This is a genomic window from Dactylosporangium sp. NPDC005555 (genome assembly GCF_040605635.1).
Lineage (GTDB): Bacteria > Actinomycetota > Actinomycetes > Mycobacteriales > Micromonosporaceae > Dactylosporangium.
The window spans coordinates 1-19195 of record NZ_JBEXDG010000025.1 but is presented as its reverse complement, the minus strand read 5'-3'; the positions used below and the strand labels follow the sequence as shown (position 1 = coordinate 19195).

At 71.9% G+C, this 19195-nt stretch carries 11 protein-coding genes; 4 read left to right on the top strand and 7 right to left on the bottom strand.

Going from position 1 to position 19195, the window contains the following annotated elements:
* Window positions 1-29: 29 nt before the first annotated feature.
* Genes ABZS58_RS26645 through ABZS58_RS26625 form a run of 5 tightly spaced genes read right to left on the bottom strand, consistent with a single transcriptional unit; the run spans window position 30 to window position 8410 of the window.
* Window positions 30-2807, bottom strand: a complete 2778-nt coding sequence (locus ABZS58_RS26645) for a discoidin domain-containing protein (RefSeq protein WP_354785925.1) — start codon at window positions 2805-2807, stop codon at window positions 30-32.
* A gap of 38 nt (window positions 2808-2845) precedes the next feature.
* Window positions 2846-5452: a LamG domain-containing protein gene (locus tag ABZS58_RS26640; protein ID WP_354785924.1), complete on the bottom strand. Its 2607-nt coding sequence runs from the start codon at window positions 5450-5452 to the stop codon at window positions 2846-2848.
* Entirely contained in the window at window positions 5449-6270 is an 822-nt protein-coding gene (locus ABZS58_RS26635) for a carbohydrate ABC transporter permease (protein ID WP_354785923.1), read from the bottom strand. The genes ABZS58_RS26640 and ABZS58_RS26635 overlap by 4 nt, the downstream gene beginning before the upstream one ends.
* Window positions 6267-7133, bottom strand: a complete 867-nt coding sequence (locus ABZS58_RS26630; RefSeq protein ID WP_354785922.1) for a sugar ABC transporter permease — start codon at window positions 7131-7133, stop codon at window positions 6267-6269. The genes ABZS58_RS26635 and ABZS58_RS26630 overlap by 4 nt, the downstream gene beginning before the upstream one ends.
* Window positions 7130-8410 (bottom strand): extracellular solute-binding protein, encoded by a 1281-nt coding sequence (locus ABZS58_RS26625; RefSeq protein WP_354785921.1) that lies wholly within the window; start codon window positions 8408-8410, stop codon window positions 7130-7132. Before ABZS58_RS26625 ends, ABZS58_RS26630 begins: the two co-directional genes overlap by 4 nt.
* Before the next feature lie 219 nt (window positions 8411-8629).
* On the opposite strand from ABZS58_RS26625, the gene ABZS58_RS26620 reads away from it, so the two are divergent.
* On the top strand, window positions 8630-9631 hold the full coding sequence (locus ABZS58_RS26620) for a LacI family DNA-binding transcriptional regulator (RefSeq protein ID WP_354785920.1): 1002 nt from the start codon (window positions 8630-8632) through the stop codon (window positions 9629-9631).
* A gap of 75 nt (window positions 9632-9706) precedes the next feature.
* On the opposite strand, the gene ABZS58_RS26615 is transcribed toward ABZS58_RS26620, so the two are convergent.
* Both ABZS58_RS26615 and ABZS58_RS26610 read right to left on the bottom strand, forming a co-directional pair.
* The gene (locus ABZS58_RS26615; protein WP_354785919.1) at window positions 9707-11068 is read right to left on the bottom strand and encodes a hypothetical protein; all 1362 of its coding nucleotides are present in this window, start codon (window positions 11066-11068) and stop codon (window positions 9707-9709) included.
* Window positions 11069-11149: 81 nt separating this feature from the next.
* Complete coding sequence (locus ABZS58_RS26610; protein ID WP_354785918.1) at window positions 11150-11686, bottom strand: DUF664 domain-containing protein; 537 nt, start codon at window positions 11684-11686, stop codon at window positions 11150-11152.
* Window positions 11687-11750: 64 nt separating this feature from the next.
* Between ABZS58_RS26610 and ABZS58_RS26605 the strand changes: the two genes are divergently transcribed.
* The 3 genes from ABZS58_RS26605 (at window position 11751) to ABZS58_RS26595 (ending at window position 18596) form a co-directional block, all read left to right on the top strand.
* The gene (locus ABZS58_RS26605) at window positions 11751-12740 is read left to right on the top strand and encodes a WYL domain-containing protein (RefSeq protein ID WP_354785917.1); all 990 of its coding nucleotides are present in this window, start codon (window positions 11751-11753) and stop codon (window positions 12738-12740) included.
* A 90-nt stretch (window positions 12741-12830) separates the two neighbouring features.
* Entirely contained in the window at window positions 12831-15170 is a 2340-nt protein-coding gene (locus ABZS58_RS26600; protein WP_354785916.1) for an excinuclease ABC subunit UvrA, read from the top strand.
* Window positions 15171-15203: 33 nt separating this feature from the next.
* Window positions 15204-18596, top strand: coding sequence for a DUF4132 domain-containing protein (locus ABZS58_RS26595; RefSeq protein WP_354785915.1), 3393 nt, complete (start codon window positions 15204-15206; stop codon window positions 18594-18596).
* The last annotated feature ends 599 nt before the right edge of the window (window positions 18597-19195 follow it).

Sequence of the window (19195 nt, the reverse complement as noted above, 5' to 3'; positions counted from 1 at the left end):
GGGAGGACGTCCCGTCCGCGGCGCGGGGGTCAGTTCGGCACGATCTGGTAGGTGGCGCCGGCCTGGGTCGGGAAGGAGATGGTGCCGTCGGGGGTGGTGTGGCTGACGGTGCCGCCGCCGACGCGGGTGACCGTCACCGTCCGGCCGGCCCAAGGGTTGCGCAGCGCGAGCGGGCGACCGGCCTGGCTGACGATGTCGACGTAGGTGACCTGGCCGCCGGTGAGCTGGCTGGACACCAGGAACGCGCCCTTCTCACGGAGGTTCACGAACTGGGCGTTGCGGGACGCCGGCCAGACCGGGAAGACCTGGATGACGCCGTTGTCGCTCTGCAGCAGCAGGTTGTCGACGGCCTCCACCGCGCCGGACTTCTCGAGGCCGTGGAACGGGTCGGTGATGCGCAGGTTCGGTCCGAGCTTCTGGTTGATCTGGCCCTTGAGCTGGTCGATGAGGTTCTGCGCGGGGTAGCCGACCCGGGCCGCCTGGGTGAACACCTTCGGGAAGCTGTTGTCCTGGCCCCACGAGTTCATGGCGTTGAGCGTGTTGACGCCGATCTGCCGGTCGGCCGCCGACGAGGCCAGGCCGAGCACCTCGCCGGGGTGGACGAACTCGAGGTTGACGGTGTTGTCACCCGGGTGGATCGGCCGGGTGTCGGAGCCGGCGATCGTGCCGGGGTCGGCGAGCGCGTACACCGTCTGTCCGTTCAGGACGGTCGTCGGCATCGCCGGCAGGCGGGACAGGATGTTCTGCCAGGTGGCGCGCAGGGACGCGTCCGTGTTGAGCTCCGTCGACGCGTCGACGAGTGCCGACAGCAGGTACTTCAGCAGACCCAGGTCCGGGCTGGAGTTACGCCCCCACAGGCCTTCGTGCGGGCCGGACCACAGGTTGTAACGCTGCGTCGCCTGGTCGAGCTCGAGCCAGTGCTGGAAGAACGCCGCCACCTCCTTCAGGAACGGGTAGGCGGTGTTCTGCAGGAACGCCCGGTCGCGCGTGTAGTCGTAGTAGGCGATGTACTGCGTCGCCGCGAACAACGAGTTGCCGACCTGCTGGTGGTAGTTGTTGTCGGCGGTCGAGCCGTACGGTGCGATGCCGACGGGGAACAGCAGCCCGCTGGGCACGCCCCCCGAGGGGAACCGGCGGCCGACGTAGTCGGGCTTGACCCGGTTCAGGTCCTGCTGTGCGCGCCGCCGCGCCTCCGGCACGTACGCGCCGATCAGGTCGAAGTAGGGCAGCGCCAGGTCGGTGCGGTTGGTGGAGTACACGCCGTAGAAGTTGGCCATGTAGTTGTAGTTGAGGTGCATGTCGCCGCTGAACTGCGGCGAATCGCTGGTCGCCCAGATACCGTAGAGGCCCGGCGACATCCTGCCCGCACGGATCGAGGAGCCGAGCAGGTAGAGCGCGCCGTAGTAGTAGCGGTGCAGGACGTCGTCGCCGACGTTGAGGTAGGACCTCAGCCAGTACTGCTTCCACCATTCGACGTGGCTGTTGTACTGCGTGTCGACGGTCGCGCCGGTCTGCGCGTTCGCGAGCGTCTGGGCCGGACCGGCCGTCCCGGTGGGATTCTGCCCGCCGCCGGCGACGGCGGTGACGATCTGGACGGTCTGGCCGGGTCCGAGGTCGAAGGTGAGCCTGGCGGTGGAGCCCGCGACGCTCGGTGTCCCGGTGGCGCCGATCAGCCTGGTGGCGAGGGACGCCTCCGACACCCAGTTCCCGCCGGTCGGCGTGCGGCGGGTCGCCCACGTGGTCTGGCCGTTGACGCCGGCGGTGTTGGTGAAGCCGCCGCGCGCGTCGGCGGCACCGGCGTAGGTCTCGGCCTTCAGCGAGACGGTGCCGGTGCCGGTGGACCGGAGTTGGGTGACGACGAGGTTGTCGGTGGCGGCGGTCCAGGTCTTCATCGTGACCGGCTGCCCGCCGATGGTCATGGTGGTGTCGACGTCGCCCTTGAGGATGTTCTGTTCCTCGCGGAACGCGCCGGACGGCGGTGTCGTCGGCCCGGATCCCGGCCCGTACAGCTCGATCTGGCCGATCCGGGCGCGGGGGTTGGTCTGCGAGTCGGCGGTGGTGCCCTGGGTCGGTTCGGTGATGTTCAGCCGCGCGTACCGCACGTTCTGCGACGCGACGGTCCGGTCGGTCGTCGCCGCGGTGTTGTTCGTGACGGTGTCCACAGTGGACCAGGTGGATCCGTTGGCGGACACCTGCAGCGTGAAGTTCTTCGTGGTGTTCGCCGTCTCCGCCGGGCGGGCCGCGGCGTCGTGCCGGACCACGTACCTGGTGAACGTCTTCGCCGCACCCAGGTCCAGGGTGAGCGTCTGCGGCTTGCCGATCTGCGAGACCCAGCCCTCGTACCCCGCACCCCACTGGCCGCTGACGGCCCGCGACGGCGGGAAGTCCCCGTGGGCGGTGGAGGCGGTGGCGACCGCGCCGAGCGCCAGGTTGCCCGACGGGGTGCTGCCGGCGGGTGCAATGGTGACGCCGCCGAGGGCGACGAACGACGGGTTGGGGTTGCCGGCCCAGAAGTTGCCCTTGGACACGTGGAACGTCTTGTAGCCGGGGCCGCCGCCGGAGGTGACACCGATGTCGCCGTTGCCGAGCAGCGCCGTGTCGGGCATCGACCGGCTGATCGCCCCCGGGTAGTTCTGGTTGGTCCACACGCCCCGGATGGGGCCGATCAGGTTCTGCACGTCGGTCCATTGCTGGGCCGGGGTCGGGGTCGCGGCACGCGCGTCGGGAGGCGCGGCGACGACGACCACCGCGGCGACCGCGGCGGCCAGCAAAGCGGCGAGGGCCGCGCCGCCTCGGGTTCTGGTCATGTGCGTCGATCCTTTCATCTGGCGGGATGGCGGGATGTTCACGTGGCGGGGTGACGAGGACGAGCCACGTGGTGCAGGGTGCCGATGCCGGGGACCGCCGGGTGCGGCGACGGGTCGGTGCGCCCGCCGGCGTACAGGCCGAAGAGCCCGACGAGGATCGCCTCGGTGGCGGCGGCGCCGGCGAGGCTGTCACGGTTGGCGACGCCGCGTTCGGCGACCCGGAAGCGACCGCCGCCGACCGACTCCATCGCCTGGCCCCACACGGCGCCGGAGGTGCTGGCGTGGATGCGGGACAGCAGGTCCGCGGCCAGGTCCGGCCGTCCCAGCCGGCACAGGCCGTAGGCGGTGGCGCCGGGCCACGCGCCGAACGCGCCGGCGGCGCCGTGGTCGGGCCGGTCGGAGCGCGGCGCGATCGGGTCGTCGGGGGCCAGGGCCCGCATCCAGTCGCCGTCGAGCAGGTGCCCGGTGACGAACTCGACCATCTCGGCCCGCACGTCCTCGCCGAGGTGTTCGGCGAGTTCCGCGGCGACGAACACGAAGTCCAGGACGTGGCCGATGGTCTCGTCGCCCTCCGGGTGCGCGATGTTCCAGCGGCCACCGCCGGCGTACTGGCCGAGGACCGCCGCCGTCAGCGCGTCGGCGTCGGCGTCGGCCCGGTCCGCCTCCTCTGTCAGCGAAGGGTCGAGCCGGCGCAGCAGTCCGGCGAGGGAGCGCAGCATGCCGGCGTAGCCGGCGTTGAACGACACGACCGCGTCGCGGTAGTTGGGCACGCATTCGAGCAGCTCCCACGGGTCGCGGCCCAGGTCCGCCAGCACGCCGTCGCCGAACCCGGCCCGTCGCTCCCGGGGCCGGTACGCCAGGGCCCGCAGATGATCGAGGACGGTGGCGGTCCCGGCCTTCTCGGCGAGCAGATCCAGGTCGCCGGTGACGGTGACGTACGCCCGGACGGTCCGGAAGAGCGCGTGGTCGTTGGCGGCGTAGTGGTTGCCGACGGGCAGCAGGTTGCGGGTGTCGAAGGAGTGGCAGCGGTCGTACGGCTGGCTCAACGCCGCGACGATCCACGCCCGCAGCCCGGCCGGCTCCAGCAGTGCCGCGGTGTGCGCCCATTCCGACTGGTCCCAGAAGTACGTGGTCGTCGGGCCGAGCCGCGGCCCGCCGGTGAGGAACACCGGCCCGATCGGGCTGACGCCGGTGTTGCGCAGGTAGATCGCCAGCAGCACGCCCAGGTGGTAGGTGCGGGCCAGCCCCGCGGGTGCGCCGTGCAGGACCGGCAGGTGGCCGGAGAACTCGGTGTTGCCGGGCGTGAACGCGCTCGTCCACGTCGAGCGCCACCGGTCGGCGACGGCCGCGAACGCGTCGGTGAAGCCGGCCGCGGCGTCCTGTGCGGCCCGCTCCGAAACGGACCGGTCCGACGAGACCGCCAGCACGACGCCCAGCTCGACGACGACCCGCGGTGGGACGGTGCGGACCCATCGGGCGACCGCCCCGCCGCCGTGCGGGTCGAGCCCGTCCGGGGCGGTGGCGAACGCGTAGACGGACACCGCCGGGCTGGACCGGTCCGCGATCCGGACCCGTCGGTGTTCCACGGTGGACGTCCACCGCTGGGTGCCCCACCAGGGCTGCGTCCACACCGCGTGGGCGCCGTCGACGGACAGCGCGGCGCCGTCACCGGTGATCCGCACCTCGAGGCGGTGCCAGTGCCCGGCGCGCAGTGCCGGGCCGGCGGTGACGAGCTCCCCGGCGACGCGCAGCCACGGCCGGCCGCCGGTCAGGCCCAGCTGCACGGAGTCCGGGTGGTTACCGTGGGTGAGCACGACGCCGGTCTGGTCCGCGGTGGCGGGCCGGAATTCCAGGCGCAGCGACGCACCGGGGCCGAGCGCGACCGGCTCGAGCCGGCGCTCCGCGGCCGGGCCGGTCAGCTCGAACGCCCCGTCGACGACCGTCGGGGCGCCGCCGTCCACCTCGACGGCGATGCCGCGGACGGTGCCGAGCGCGGACGGGGCGCGGGTACGGCCACTGTCCGATGTGGAGTGATCCGGCAGCTCCGACTCCAGGAGCATCGGCGCGGTGTCCTCGTCGCGCTGAATTCCGGGGATCCGCGGACTGCCGAGCCGGATCCATCGCGGGTCTGTCGCGAGGAGGTGCACGTGCCGCGGCACCCACGCGAGGACCTCGGCCCGGATCCGTTCGGTGGTGTAGTAGTCGTGGTGGTGCCCGGCGCTCCACGGCGTGCCGTAGAGCCAGCCCCAGTCGACGGGGCTGTCCGCGATCGGCGCGAGCAGTTCCTGCTCGACGGTGACGGTGACCGGCCTCGCGGAGCGGTTGACGAGCCGGGTCCGCCAGTACACAGCGTGCCGCTCGTAGCCGAGGCGGGTGTCGGTCTCCACGGTGAGGCCGCTCGCGGTGCCGGCGCGGCGCACGCCCCACGGCGCCCAGCGCAGCCGGTCGGCGCGGACCGCACGGCCGTCGACCCGCAGCACGCCGGTGTGGTAGCCCCCGCTGTACGGCGGCATCGCCAGCCACGAGACGGAGGTGAGGTCGTCGTTGACGTGCGCCTGCCCCCACTGGTTGCGCAGCGACGGCAGGTGCGCCAGCTCGCCGCGGTCGAGCCAGTCACCGGCGAGATCGTCCAGTGGGGGGATCATCTGGAGGCTCCTGACATCAGTCCGTGGATGAACTCGCGCTGACTGACCAGGTAGCCGACCACCGGGATGATCGCGGCGAGGAACATGATGCCGAAGAGCTGGCCGTAGTCGGTGGAATAGGTGCCGACGGACAGGTAGACCCCGGTGGTGATGGTCTGGCCCTTGAGCGGTCCGAGGATGAACAGCGGGTTGAGGAAGTCGTTCCACACCCACAGGCCGAGGAAGATGGCGACGGTCGCGGTCGCGGGACGCACCATCGGGAACACCACCTGCCACCAGACGCGCAGGTCGGAGGCGCCGTCGACGCGGGCGGCCTCGACCACCTCGCGGGGCACGCCGCGCAGGAAGCCGACGTAGACGAACACGGCGAAGGACAGGTAGCCGCCGCCGACGTTGGCGAGGATGAGTCCGGTGTACGTGTGCTGCAGCCCGACGGTCTGCAGCAGTCCGACGATCGGCAGCAGCACCACCTGCGGCGGCACCATGAGGCCGAGCGCGAACATGGCCAGCAGTGCCGCCTTCCACCGGGGCGGGCGCTCCGAGATGTAGAACGACACCGCGCTGGCCAGCGGCACCAGGATGAGCACCGACGCGGCCGTGACGACGACCGAGTTGATCAGGCCGGCCTGCACGAGCAGGTCGGGGCGCTGCAGGGCGCGGGTGATGTTGCCGAACGTGAACGGCGCCGGCGGTGCGGCCGGGTTGGCGAGGATCTGCCGCTGGTCCTTGAACGCGTTGACGAGCGCCAGGTAGATCGGCAGGCAGAACAGCAGCGTGGCGAGCCAGGCGAGGCCGGTGTGGAGCCGTCCGCGGATCACAGCCGGGCCTCCCTTTTGCGCAGCAGGAACGTGACGGTGTAGGCGATCCCGGCGGTCAGCGTGAGGAGCAGCATCGCGATCGCCGAGGAGTAGCCGAAGAGGTTCTGGGTGAACGCGACCTCGAGCAGGTAGTAGGCCGTGGACTGGGTCGTGTTCGCCGGGCCGCCGCCGGTCAGCACGGCGATGACGTCGTACAGCTTGAACGTCGTGATCAGGCACAGGACGACGTTGATGGTCATGCCGGGCGCGATCATCGGCAGCGTCACGGCACGGAAGCGGTCGACCGCGCCGGCGCCGTCGACCCGCGCCGCCTCGTACAGCTCCGGCGGCACCGTGCGCAGCGCCGCGGAGTACACGACGGTGGCGAACGCGATCGTCATCCAGCTCACCACGGCGCAGATCGAGAAGGTGGCGAGGTCCGTGCTGCCGAGCCACGCGGTGCCCGACGTCACGCCGGTCCGGGCGAGCGCCGCGTTGAGCAGGCCGTTCTGCGTCAGGATGCTGCGCCAGATGAACGCGACGATGACCCCGGACAGCACCTGCGGGATGAACACCAGCGTGCGCATCGCCCGGTAGCCGGCCGTGTCGCGGTTGAGCAGCAGGGCGAACGCGAGCCCGAACACGTTGGCGACGACGGTCACCGCCACGACGACGAGGATCGTGAAGCGCAGCGTCCCCAGCAGCCGCGGGTCGTCGAGCATGTCGGCGTAGTTGGCGAGCCCGACGAACGAGCTTCCGGCCTTGAGCGGATTGCGGTCGGTGAAGCTCAGCACGAGGCTGCGGCCCAGCGGGTACAGCAGGAACAGCACGTAGAGGAGGACCGCGAGCCAGGCGATCGGCGCGAGGCCGGATCGCCTGGTCACTTCTTGACGGCCTTGTCCCAGGCCGTGTCGAGCGCGGCGAGCTGGGTCCTGACGTCGTCGTCGGTGAACAGCCGCTGCGACAGCGCGTAGAACAGGTCGGAGACCCCGGGCGGCAGGGCGTCGTCGTTGTTGACCCAGCCGATGGAGCTGACCTTGGTGTTGTCCTCCCGCACGTACCGGTAGCAGTCGGTGAACACGGGCGTGACGGTCGCGCCGAAGTCCTCCAGCTTGACGGTCTTGAGCATCGGGAACGCGCCGTCGGTCTCGATGAGCGTCTTGAGGTTGGCCGGCGACAGCGACCACGCCTTGGCGAACTCGGCGGCCTTCGCGGCGTTCGGCGACTTCGCGTTGACGCTCGTCGTGCCGCCGACGTTGAACGGCACGACCTGCCGGCCGTCGTCGGTCGGCAGCAGGAACCCACCGAAGCTGCCGGCCTGCGCGGCCGTGATCTGGCCGATGAACCAGCTGCCCATGAGGTACATGCCGGCCTTGCCGTCGAGGAACTGCTTGTTGGCGTCGGCGTAGTTGACGCCGAGCGCGCCGCTGCCGAACGCGCCCGCCTTCACCAGGTCGCGCTGCTTGGTGACGGCGGCGACGACGCCGGGGTCGGTGAACTTCACCTTGCCCGCGTAACGGTCCTTGATCCAGTCGGGGTTGCGCCCGAGGACGTCGGCGCTGACCAGGCCCACCAGCGGCATGCTCGCCGACCACGGCTCGGCGCCGGCGAGCTGGATCGGGGTGACCCCGGCGGCCTTGAGCTTGGCGGCGACGTCGGTGAACTGCGCCCAGGTGGTCGGCACCGTGAGGTTGTGCTTGGCGAAGATGTCCTTGTTGTAGAAGACCATCGGCAGGATCTGCGAGTTGGTCGGCGGGATGTAGGTCCTGCCGTCGATGGCGTTGCCGTTGGGCTGCAGGAAGTTGGCGTCCAGCCAGGCCTGGTCGAACGGCTGGAGCAGCCCGGCGTCGAGGAAGTCCTTGGGGTTGACGGAGGCCAGGACGTCCGGGAACTGCCCGGATGCCTGCAGCTGTTTCGCGTAGGCGTTGCGGTCGCTGGTGGGCGCGACGATCTTCCTGACCGTCACGCCGTCGAGCCGCCTGGTGGCGTCGGTGATCGAGTCGTCCCAGAACTTCGCGGTGAGCGCCGGGGTCTCGAAGGTGAGGAACGTCAGCGTGGTGCCGCCGCCGTTGCCGGACTCGCCGGGCGAGCAGCCGGCGACGGCGAGTAGGGCGGTCGCGGAGATGGCGCAGAGCAGGGCCGAGCGACGGGTGCGGAGCACGGGGACCTCCTGGCGGAAGGGGTGGGATAACGATGGACCCGGCGGTTGGTGGCGCCGACCCTACGACCGCCAAACATCGGATGTCAAGACTTTACAAAACCCGGAATAACGTTATCTCGATCGACTCTCCTCGGGCTATGCTCGGGCCCCACACACAGTCATGGGATGAATGCGCCCGGCGGTACGCTGACACCGGTTGCCGGGCCCGGAAGGAGTGGCATGACACGCCGGAAGCGGCCGACCATGATCGACGTAGCCGAGCACGCCGGCGTCGCGCTGCGCACCGTGTCACGGGTCGTCAACAACGACCCGACCGTCGGCACCACGTTCGCCAACCGGGTCCAGGCCGCCATCACCGCCCTGGGCTACACCCCTGACGAGCGTGCCCGGCACCTGCGCGGCGGCCGCAGCGGGCTCGTCGGCGCCGCAGTGCGCAACCTTTCCGCCGGCCACCCGGTGCTGGGCGCCCTCGACGTGGTGGCGCGCGGGCACGGACTCACGGTCCTCGCCACGGCGACCGCCGACGAGGAGGACCGCGAGCGGGAGGTCGTGCTGTCGATGTGCGGCCGCCACCTCGACGGCATCGTCCTGGAGCCCGTCGGCGACAACCACCACTACCTGAGCCCGGAGCTCGACGCCGGGACCCCCGTCGTGGCCTTCGACCGGCCCGCCGGCGGGATCATGGTCGACACGGTCGTGTCCGACAACGCCGCCGGCATCGGCACCGCCTTCCGGCACCTGCGGGGGCACGGGCACCGGCGGATCGCCTACCTCGGCGACGAGGAGCGCATCTTCACCGGCCACGAGCGGGCGGCCGCGTTCCGCGCGTGCATGGCGGCGAGCGGCGAGCCGGTCACCGGCCTCGTCCACCCCGGCGTCGTGACGCCCGGCAGGATCGCGGCCGCGCTCGACGCGATCCTGCACGGTCCCGATCCCGCCACCGCGCTCATCACCGGCAACGCCGCGACCACGCAGGAGGTGCTGCGCCACCTCGGCGCCGCGGCCGCGACCCTGGCCATCGTCGGGTTCGACGACTTCACCCTCGCCGACCTGCTCCGGCCGGCGCTGACGGTCGTCGCCCAGGACAGCGACACGATCGGCCGCACCGCCATCGAGCTGCTGCGGCAGCGCATGACCGACCACACCCGGCCCGTGCAGACCGTCACGGTCGGCGTGCGGCTCGTCGTGCGCGGCTCCGGCGAGCGGCCACCGGCACCGTAGCGGCTCAGCGCGTCCGGCCGGAGTGCGTGAAGGCGCCGGCGCGGTCCCCGGGCGGACTACTCGGGACGGGCGAAGTCAGCGCAACGGCAGCACGCGGGCGATCCTGATCGTCGTCGCGTTGGCGCCGGCGGCGGCGTAGGCCACGCTGCCGTCGGCGTACGCCTTGAAGGCCTGGTACGCGTGGTCCTTCGCGTCGACCGTGAAGGACCCGCCGACCGTCTTCGCGGCGCCCGTGTCGTACACCTGTGCCTGCATCGACGAGCCGGACTCCCAGGCGAGCAGCATGCGCCCCGAGCCGTACGCGACGAGATGGGGGTGGCCGGTCTTCGCCACGGTGGTGACGGTCGCCTCGGACGCGCCGGTGCTGAATCGGTCGAGGCGGGCCTTGCCGCCCTGGCTCCACGCCGTCCAGTAGCCCTTCGAGCCGGCGAGGACCAGGTCGCCACCGAAGAGGGTGCCGTCGCACGTGCCGGAGGCGACCGTCCTGTACGGGCTCGGCTGCGCGATCCGGCACGCGTTGTCGGTGGCGCAGACCATCGCGAAGCGTTTGACCCGCGGGTCCCAGGCGATGCGCGTCGTCCAGCTGTGGCTGCACCCGACCTCGAAGCTGCCGTTGCCGGGCACCAGTGCCCCGCCCGGCCCGACGACCTGCATCCGGTCGCCTTCGTGGATGTCGACGCAGGCGCCGTTCTTCACGGTGATCGCGACGCCGAAGTACGCCGCGTAGTTCGTGCCGTCGTACGCGAGCCGGCCGTGGTGCTGATACCACCAGATGAACCTGGCGCCGTCGTCGTAGCCGGTGCGGGTGCCGGTCAGGTTCGTCACCTGCCGCTCCCACACCTGCTTGCCGGACGTGTCGAAGCGGATCATGTGCATGGTGTTGCACGGGCTGGACGAGCCGCCGCACAGCGTGCCGCCGCCGCAGTTGCCCTTGCGGGTGAGCAGCAGGACCCCGCCGTTCGCGTCGGCGGCGACGTCCTGCAGGTCGATGCCGGTGAAGCTGGTCGGGGTGCCGACGAGCTTGTCGTCGCAGCCGAGCCGGCCCAGGTAGACACGGCCGTCGGTGCCGAGCCACGCCAGCCACGAGCCACCGTCGGGGGCCGCCGCGATCGCCATGGGCAGCGGGTCGGTGTCGCCCTCGCGGCCGTACCCGGTGACGCGGACCCCGGTGGCGACGTCGGTGACCTTCACGACCGGTGACGCACCGACCGGCCGGGCGCACGGGCCGCTCGCGGAAGCCGAAGCGGAGGCCGCCGCGGAAGCACTCGAAAGTCCACCGGTGCCGGCGTCGGGAAGCCCGCTCTGCTGGGCAGCGCCGACCGGCGGCTGCTGGCCGTCGACCGCTTTCAGGGTGCACGCGCTCGCTGTGAGTGCGATGGCCGCCACCGTACCGGCGACGACACCGACCATCAGGCGGCGCCTTGCTGTGATCCGCATGTCCGAACACACTCGCGCCTGAAAACCTTTTCGGCAACCCGTGTGACGGCGCATTGCGAAGTCTTCAGGAAGACCAAAGGATCAGGAAAGCGGCGGGTCCTCCCCCACCAGGCCGTCGACCGCCTCGCGCAGCAGGTCGGCGTGGCCGACGTGGCGGGCGTACTCGTCGTGCAGGTCGACGACGATCCGCCGCAGGTTCGGCGCGACGCCCTCGTCGTCGGTCCGGTATTTCGCCGGCTGGTCGAGCCCGCCGTCCGCGAGGGCCTCCGCCATCGCCCGCCGGGAGTGCTCGACCGCGCCCTGCCACAGCCCGTAGAGATACCCGGCCGTGTCCTCTGCGGCGCTGCGCCACACCCAGTCCAGATCCGTGGCCGCCTCGGGCGTGTCCAGTGGCGGTCCGGGCGCCTTGCCGCTGAAGTCGATCGTGTACAGCTCCTCGACCAGCGCCATGTGTTTGAGCAGCCCGCCGAGGGTCAGCGTCGACGGCGGCTGCGCGCGGCGCAGGCCGGTCTCGTCGAGCCCGCCGCACTTCCAGGCGAACTGGGCCCGGGACCGTTCGAGGGCGAACAACAGCATCTCGGCCTCGTCGGCGGTCGCCGACGGCTCATTCGACATCATGCGGGTCACGCTAGGCTGCGTTCCGGACGTTTCGCGTCCGGAACCTTCGGAAAAAGGCGTGCTGGTGGACAGTCCCGCCGCGCGGGCGCTGCTCGCGCTGGAGATCGTGCAGGCCAGCCCCGGCATCACCGCCGACCGGCTGGCGGCGCGGCTCGGCGTGTCGGAGCGCGCCGCCCGCCGCTCGATCGGCGTGCTGCGCGACGCGGGCATCCCGATCGAGTCCGTCCGCGGTCCCTACGGCGGCTACCGGGCCGGCCGGGGGCTCCGGCTGCCGCCGCTGACGTTCACCGCGGCGGAGGCGCTGGCCCTGGTCATGGCGGTGCTGGACGGCCACCACGACGCCGGCGACCCGGCGAGCCCCGTCGGCGGTGCGCTCGGCAAGCTGGTGCGGGCGCTGCCGGAGCACGTCGCCGCGCAGGCCGACGCGGTGCGGCGCACGACGGCGCCGGCCCCCGACCGCGCCGCCGCCCGGCCCGACCCGCAGATCACGACGACCCTCGTGCAGGCCTGCGCCGACTCCCGGCGGTTGCGGGTGTCGTACCGCGGGGAGTCCGGCACCCAGTGGGACGCCGAGGTCGACCCGTGGGCGGTCGTCGTCCGGCACGGCCGGTGGTATCTGATCTGCTGGTCGCACGCGTCCGGTGAGCGCAGGGCGTACCGGGTCGACCGGGTCCGGGCCGCTCTCCTCATGGCCGAGCGGTTCGAGCCACCGGCGGCCTTCGACCCGGTCGCCGTGCTGGAGGAGCACCTCGCGGCCGGCTGGGAGTACGCCGTCGAACTCGTCCTGGACGCACCGTTGTCGCGCGTGGCACCGTGCGTACCGGCGACGCTGGGAAAACTCGAAGCCGTCGACGACGACACGTGCCGCCTGGTGGGCTCGACCGGCAACCCGTGGTGGGCCGCCGAACAGCTCGCCGCGCTGCCCTGTGCCTTCCGGATCGTCGGCGGTCCTGAGCTGCGGCACACCGCCGGAGTCGTCGGCCGGCGCCTGCTCGCCGCCACCGGCGGTTCTTCCGGCGGCGCTTCTTCCGGCGGGGCTTCTTCCGGCGGGTGATCACGAAATGGCGGGTGATCACGAATCAAGAAGCAGCGGCCGTGACGCGCCGGATAGCGTGGACGGCAACCGGACGAGGATGGAGAGACGATGACCCACGAGCTGATCCGCGTGCGGGGCGCGCGCGTGAACAACCTCAAGGACGTCAGCATCGAGATCCCGAAGCGGCAGCTGACGGTGTTCACGGGCGTCTCCGGGTCGGGCAAGAGCTCCCTGGTCTTCGGCACGATCGCCGCGGAGTCGCAGCGGCTGATCAACGAGACCTACAGCACGTTCGTGCAGGGCTTCATGCCCACGCTCGCCCGCCCCGACGTCGACGTGCTCGAAGGGCTGACCACCGCGATCATCGTCGACCAGCAGCGGATGGGCGCCGACCCGCGCTCGACCGTCGGCACCGCCACCGACGCCAACGCGATGCTGCGCATCCTGTTCAGCCGGCTCGGGCAGCCGCACATCGGCTCGCCGCAGGCGTTCTCGTTCAACGTCGCGTCGATCAGCGGCGCGGGCGCCGTCACGGTCAAGAAGGCCGGCCAGACCGTCAAGGAGCGCCGCACGTTCAGCATCACGGGCGGCATGTGCAGCCGCTGCGAGGGGCGGGGCAAGGTCAACGACATCGACCTCTCCCAGTTGTACGACGACAGCAGGTCCCTCAGTGAGGGCGCGCTGACCATCCCCGGCTACAGCATGGAGGGCTGGTTCGGCCGGATCTTCAGCGGCAGCGGCTACTTCGACATGGACAAGCCGATCCGCAAGTACACCAAGCGTGAGCTCAACGACCTCCTGCACCGCGAGCCGACGAAGATCAAGGTCGACGGGATCAACCTGACGTACGAGGGGATCATCCCGAAGATCCAGAAGTCGATGCTGTCGAAGGACGTCGACGCCCTGCAGCCGCACGTGCGGGCGTTCGTCGAGCGGGCGGTCGTGTTCGGGGTCTGCCCCGAGTGCGGCGGCACCCGGCTCAGCGAGGAGGCCCGCTCCTCGAAGATCGACGGGCGGAACATCGCCGACGCGTGCTCCATGCAGATCAGCGACCTGGCCTCGTGGGTCAGCGGCCTCGACGCACCTTCGGTGGCGCCGCTGCTGGCGTCGCTGCGGCACACCCTGGACTCGTTCGTGGAGATCGGGCTCGGCTACCTGTCCCTGGACCGGCCGTCGGGCACGCTGTCCGGCGGCGAGTCGCAGCGGGTCAAGATGATCCGGCACCTCGGCTCGCCGCTGACCGACGTCACCTACGTCTTCGACGAGCCCACGATCGGCCTGCACCCGCACGACATCCAGCGCATGAACGAGCTGCTGGTGCGGCTGCGCGACAAGGGCAACACGGTGCTGGTCGTGGAGCACAAGCCCGAGGCGATCGCGATCGCCGACCACGTCGTCGACCTCGGCCCGGGCGCGGGCGCCGGGGGCGGCACGGTCTGCTACGAAGGCACCCTCGCCGGGCTTCGTCGCAGCGGTACCCTCACCGGCAAGCACCTCGACGACCGGGTCACGCTGAAGTCGTCCGTCCGTTCGCCGAAGGGGTACCTGAAGATCCGCGGGGCGACCGCACACAACCTGCGCGACGTCGACGTCGACATCCCGCTCGGCGTGCTCGTCGTGGTCACCGGGGTCGCCGGGTCGGGCAAGAGCTCGCTGGTGCACGGGTCGATCCCCGCCGGCGAGAATGTCGTGTCCGTCGACCAGGGCTCGATCCGCGGCTCCCGGCGGAGCAATCCCGCCACGTACACCGGCCTCCTCGAACCGATCAGGAAGGCCTTCGCCAAGGCCAACGGGGTGAAGCCCGCGCTCTTCAGCGCGAACTCGGAGGGCGCGTGCCCCAACTGCAACGGCAACGGTGTCATCTACACCGACCTGGTCGTGATGGCGGGCGTCGCCACGGTCTGCGAGGTGTGTGAGGGCAAGCGCTTCGACGCGTCGGTGCTGGAGCACCACCTCGGCGGGCGGGACATCAGCGAGGTCCTGGCGATGTCGGCCTTCGACGCTGCGTCGTTCTTCGGCGAAGGCCCGGCGCACACCCCACCCGCGCACGCGATCCTCGCCCGGCTCGTCGACGTCGGACTGGGGTACCTGACGCTGGGGCAGCCCCTGACGACGCTGTCCGGCGGTGAGCGGCAGCGGCTGAAGCTGGCCATGCACATGGGCGAGAAGGGCGGCGTGTACGTCCTGGACGAGCCGACCGCGGGCCTGCACCTCGCGGACGTGTCGCACCTGCTCGGGCTGCTCGACCGGCTCGTCGACGCGGGGAAGTCGGTGATCGTGGTGGAGCACCACCAGGCCGTCATGGCGCACGCGGACTGGATCATCGACCTCGGGCCGGGCGCGGGTCACGACGGCGGTCAGGTCGTCTTCACCGGGACGCCATCCGACCTGGTCTCGTCGCGGTCCGGGCTCACCGGCACGCACCTGGCGGCCTACGTCGGAGCCTGATTTTTTGTCGGTGGTCGTGGCTACAGTGTCGGCGTGGACGAGGAGCTGTTCGAGTTTCCGGTGGCCTGGCGCAAGGTGTTCATCCCGCGCCGGGGAGGCGCGCCCGGGCCTGCGCTGAAGTTCGACCAGACCAGGGGCAGCTCGCTCGTGGCCTCGGCGGATCACACGATCCAGTCGCGGCTGGACCACCCCGACAGTGATCCCGGGCTCGTCACGGCCGCCCGTGCCTATCTCGCCGACCCGTCGTCCGGCCCGGCCGCGGGCGCGGGGGTCGTCGCCGCCCTCGTGGCGGACCACCTGTCGTGGAAGGATCTGAGCCGCACGGCGCTGCTGGCCGACCTGTGGATCGCGTCACGCGGTGTCGTGTTCGCCGCTTCGGCCGCCGTGGAGGCGGTAGGCCTGGACGCCGGCGGCCATTGGCACAACGGCCGGCAGGTTCCTCCCCGGCTCACGTGGCGCGCCGGCAAAGCCTGGGGGTTCTTCCCTCATTGGGTGGCGCTCGCCGGGCGGATCCGGGCCGCCCTCGCGGTCGCATCCGACGACGAGGATGCCGCCGCGGTGGCGCTGCTCTCCGAGCACCGGGCGCACTCACCGCAGCGGCGGGCCGCCACCTCGTTCCTCGTCCCCGCGCAGCGGTCCTGGGTCGACGACGACACCGCCGAGCTCGGCAACGCCCTCGACGACTACCGGGGCAAGCTGCTGTGGTGTGCCGCGTCCACCGCCGAGCACCTGACCCGCACCGCGCCGGCCGGCGGGTGGTGGCTGTTCCGCGACGCCGAGGCCCTCGCGACCGCCGTTGACGGCACCGGCACGGCCGTCATCCCGCATGTGCTGGAGTGGCTGGACGGCGACGCCGCCGACGCCCAGGTCCAGCAGCGGCTCGTGAGCACCCTCGCCCAGTTCCCGGCCGACGAGGCGCTCGGGGCGCTGATCGCCCGGCTCGACCGCAAATACGTGCCGCTCGCCGCGCTCGACGCCGCCCGCCGCTTTCCACGGCGCGCCCTGCGGCTGCTCGCCGCCGCCGACAGCCGGGCCGCGCGGGACCTGCTGCGGGTCCACGTGCTCGCCGACCGGGATCTCGCCGCCGAGGTCGCCGCGTCGCTGCCGCCCGCCTCACGGGAGCGGGTCGAGGCGATCCTGACCGACCAGAGCGCCGTCCCCGAGGCGCCACCGTCGGCGCTGCCGTCGCTGCTCGTCACGCCGCCGTGGACGAAGCGCCGCACGCCGACCCGCCCGCCGGTCGTGCCCGGTCTCACGTTCACCGCCCCGCCCCTGCTTGTCTGGGCACCCGGCGAGCGGGACGCGTGGGCGGCGACGCGCGCGTCCTATGCGACGTGGTGGGAGCTCGAGACGTCGATCGAGACGGCACTTGAGCATTTCCGGGCCGGCGACCTGCAGGGCCACCACGAGGTCACCCTCATGCTCACCGCCCCCGACGACGTCGTCGCCTCGCTGCTGCCCGGCTGGCGGCCCAAGCGGATCTGGGACGCCCCGCAGTGGTTCCCGCAGCTCGCCGCCCGCTTCGGGCTCGCGGCGCTGCCGGCCGCCCTGCACCTCGCCGACCAGCAGCCGGCGGCGTGCACCGAGCTGCTGCTGCCGTTCGCCGGTCCCGAGGTCGCCACCCACATGGCACGGTCGCTGGTCAAGCTGAAGTCGCTGCGCGCCGTCGTGCTCGCCTGGCTCGACCGGCACCCGGCGTATGCGGCGTCGGCGCTGACCCCGGCGGCGGTCGGCCCGGCGGGCCCCGGGCGGAAGGCCGCGGAGGAGGCGCTGCGGCTGGTCGCGGTCCGGCACCGCTCCTCGGTGCTCGCCGCCGGCTCCGCATGCGGTCCTGCGGCGCGGGCCGCACTGGAGACGCTGCTCGGTGGCAGCACCCTCGACGTCCTGCCGGCGAAGATCCCCGACCTTCCCGCCTGGGCCGACCCGAGCCTCATGCCCCGCATCCTGCTCAAGGACCGCTCCGCGGCGCTCGGCGACGAGCCGGCCCGGCACCTGTGCACGATGCTGGCCATCTCCCGCCAGGGCGAGGTCTATGCCGGCGTCCCGCTGGTCGTCGAGGAGCTCGACCGGCGGTCGCTCGCCGAGTTCGCATGGGCGATGTTCACCCAATGGCAGTCGGTCGGCGCCCCGCCGAAGGAGCCGTGGCCGCTGGTCTCACTGCAGTGGCTCGGCGACGACGACACCGTCCGGCGGCTGTCCCCGGTGATCCGCGCCTGGCCCGGGGACGGCGGCCACGCGAAGGCCGTCACCGGGCTCGACGTCCTGGCCGGCATCGGCTCCGACCTGGCGCTGACACACCTGAGCGGCATCGCGCAGAAGGCCAAGTTCAAGGGCCTGAAGGACCGGGCGACCGAGAAGGTCGCCGAGGTCGCCGCCGCCCTGGACCTGACCGCGGAGCAGCTCGCCGACCGCCTCGTGCCCGACCTCGGCCTCGACGCGTCCGGCTCGCTCCTGCTGGACTATGGCCCGCGCCAGTTCGTGGTCGGCTTCGACGAGCAGCTCAAGCCCTTCGTCCTGGACGCCTCCCCAGCCGACACCGCGACCCCGGCGGCAACGGCGGGCAGCCCCGCTTCGGCCGGTGGCCCCGCTTCGGCCGGCGGACGGGGTTCGGCTGGTGGGCGGCGCAAGGAGCTGCCGAAGCCGGGGGCGCGGGACGATCAGGAGCTGGCGCCCGCGGCCTATCAGCGTTACAGCGCTCTGAAGAAGGACGTGCGCACCATCGCCGGGGACCAGATCCGGCGACTGGAGGCGGCGATGGTGACCCAGCGGCGGTGGACGGCGTCGTCGTTCCAGGACCACATCGTGGCGCACCCGCTGCTGCGGCACATCGCCCGCCGCCTGGTGTGGACCGCCGACGTCGAGGGCGGGTCACCGGTCGCCTTCCGGGTCGCTGAGGACGGCACGTTCGCCGACGCCGACGACGATGCATTCGAGCTGCCGCACACCGCGGTCGGTCTCGCCCACCCTCGGCTGCTCGGCGCGGGTCTGGCCGTGTGGGCGGAGCTGTTCGCCGACTACGAGATCCTCCAGCCGTTCGCTCAGCTGGGCCGCCAGGTCCACTCGCTGACCGCGGACGAGCGGGTGTCGACAGAGCTGTCGAGGTTCGCCGGGCTGAAGGTGCCGACGAAGACCCTCCTCGGCCTCGAGCGCCGCGGCTGGCAGCGCGGCGAGCCGCAGGACGCCGGCGTGCAGGGCTGGATCTGGCGCCCGGCCGGCGACGGCCGCGCCATCGTCATCGACCTCAACCCCGGCATCCCGATCGGCGCCCACGACATCTTCAGCGAGCAGGCGGTCACCACCGTCTGGATCAACGACCACCCCTGGGGCAGCTGGCTGCCAGGCCGGCTGACGCGCACGTTCGGCGACCTCGACGACGTCACCGCCTCCGAGATGCTCCGCGACCTGACCGACATCCTCACCCCGTAGCCCGCCCACCGACCCGGCGTTTCTGTCCGCGACGACGACGGCGGGGCCAGCGGGGGCGGGGTGCGTGCCTCGCGGCGCCGGCGGGACGGATTGCGTGGTGCCTCGCCGTGCCCGGCGGGGCGGGCTCCGTGCCTCGCCATGCCCGGCGGAGCCGGATGCTGCCGCCGGCCGCGGCCCAGCGCCCCGCGGTCCAGCCGAGCGCGATCCTCCACCGGGCGAAGCGGTTCACCGCCGCGCGGGACAGCCGTGCGGCGATCCGGCAGCGCGGCCACGTCCGCCTTGGTGGTGCACGAGTGGCACCACAACGGCCGAGCGGCCCGTCGGTCTCCAGGTCGTCGTCGCTCTGCGTCTCTGGTGGGTGATCAGTGTGCACAGGGCCTCGGGTCTGAACGGCGAGGTTCTCGATGATCCGGAAGACTTTGTGCTGCTATGGAGGGTGGCGCGTAATTCGTTGGCGGGTTGGTGGTGGGTGTTTGGGTGGGCGTCTCGGTTGAGGTGTCCGGCTGGTTGGTGGTGGCTGTTTGTGTTCGGTTGGTGGCTGGCTGTGGGTGGTTGTGGGGTGGGTGTGCGGCTCAGTGGCCCCTGGCGGTGTTCCGCGG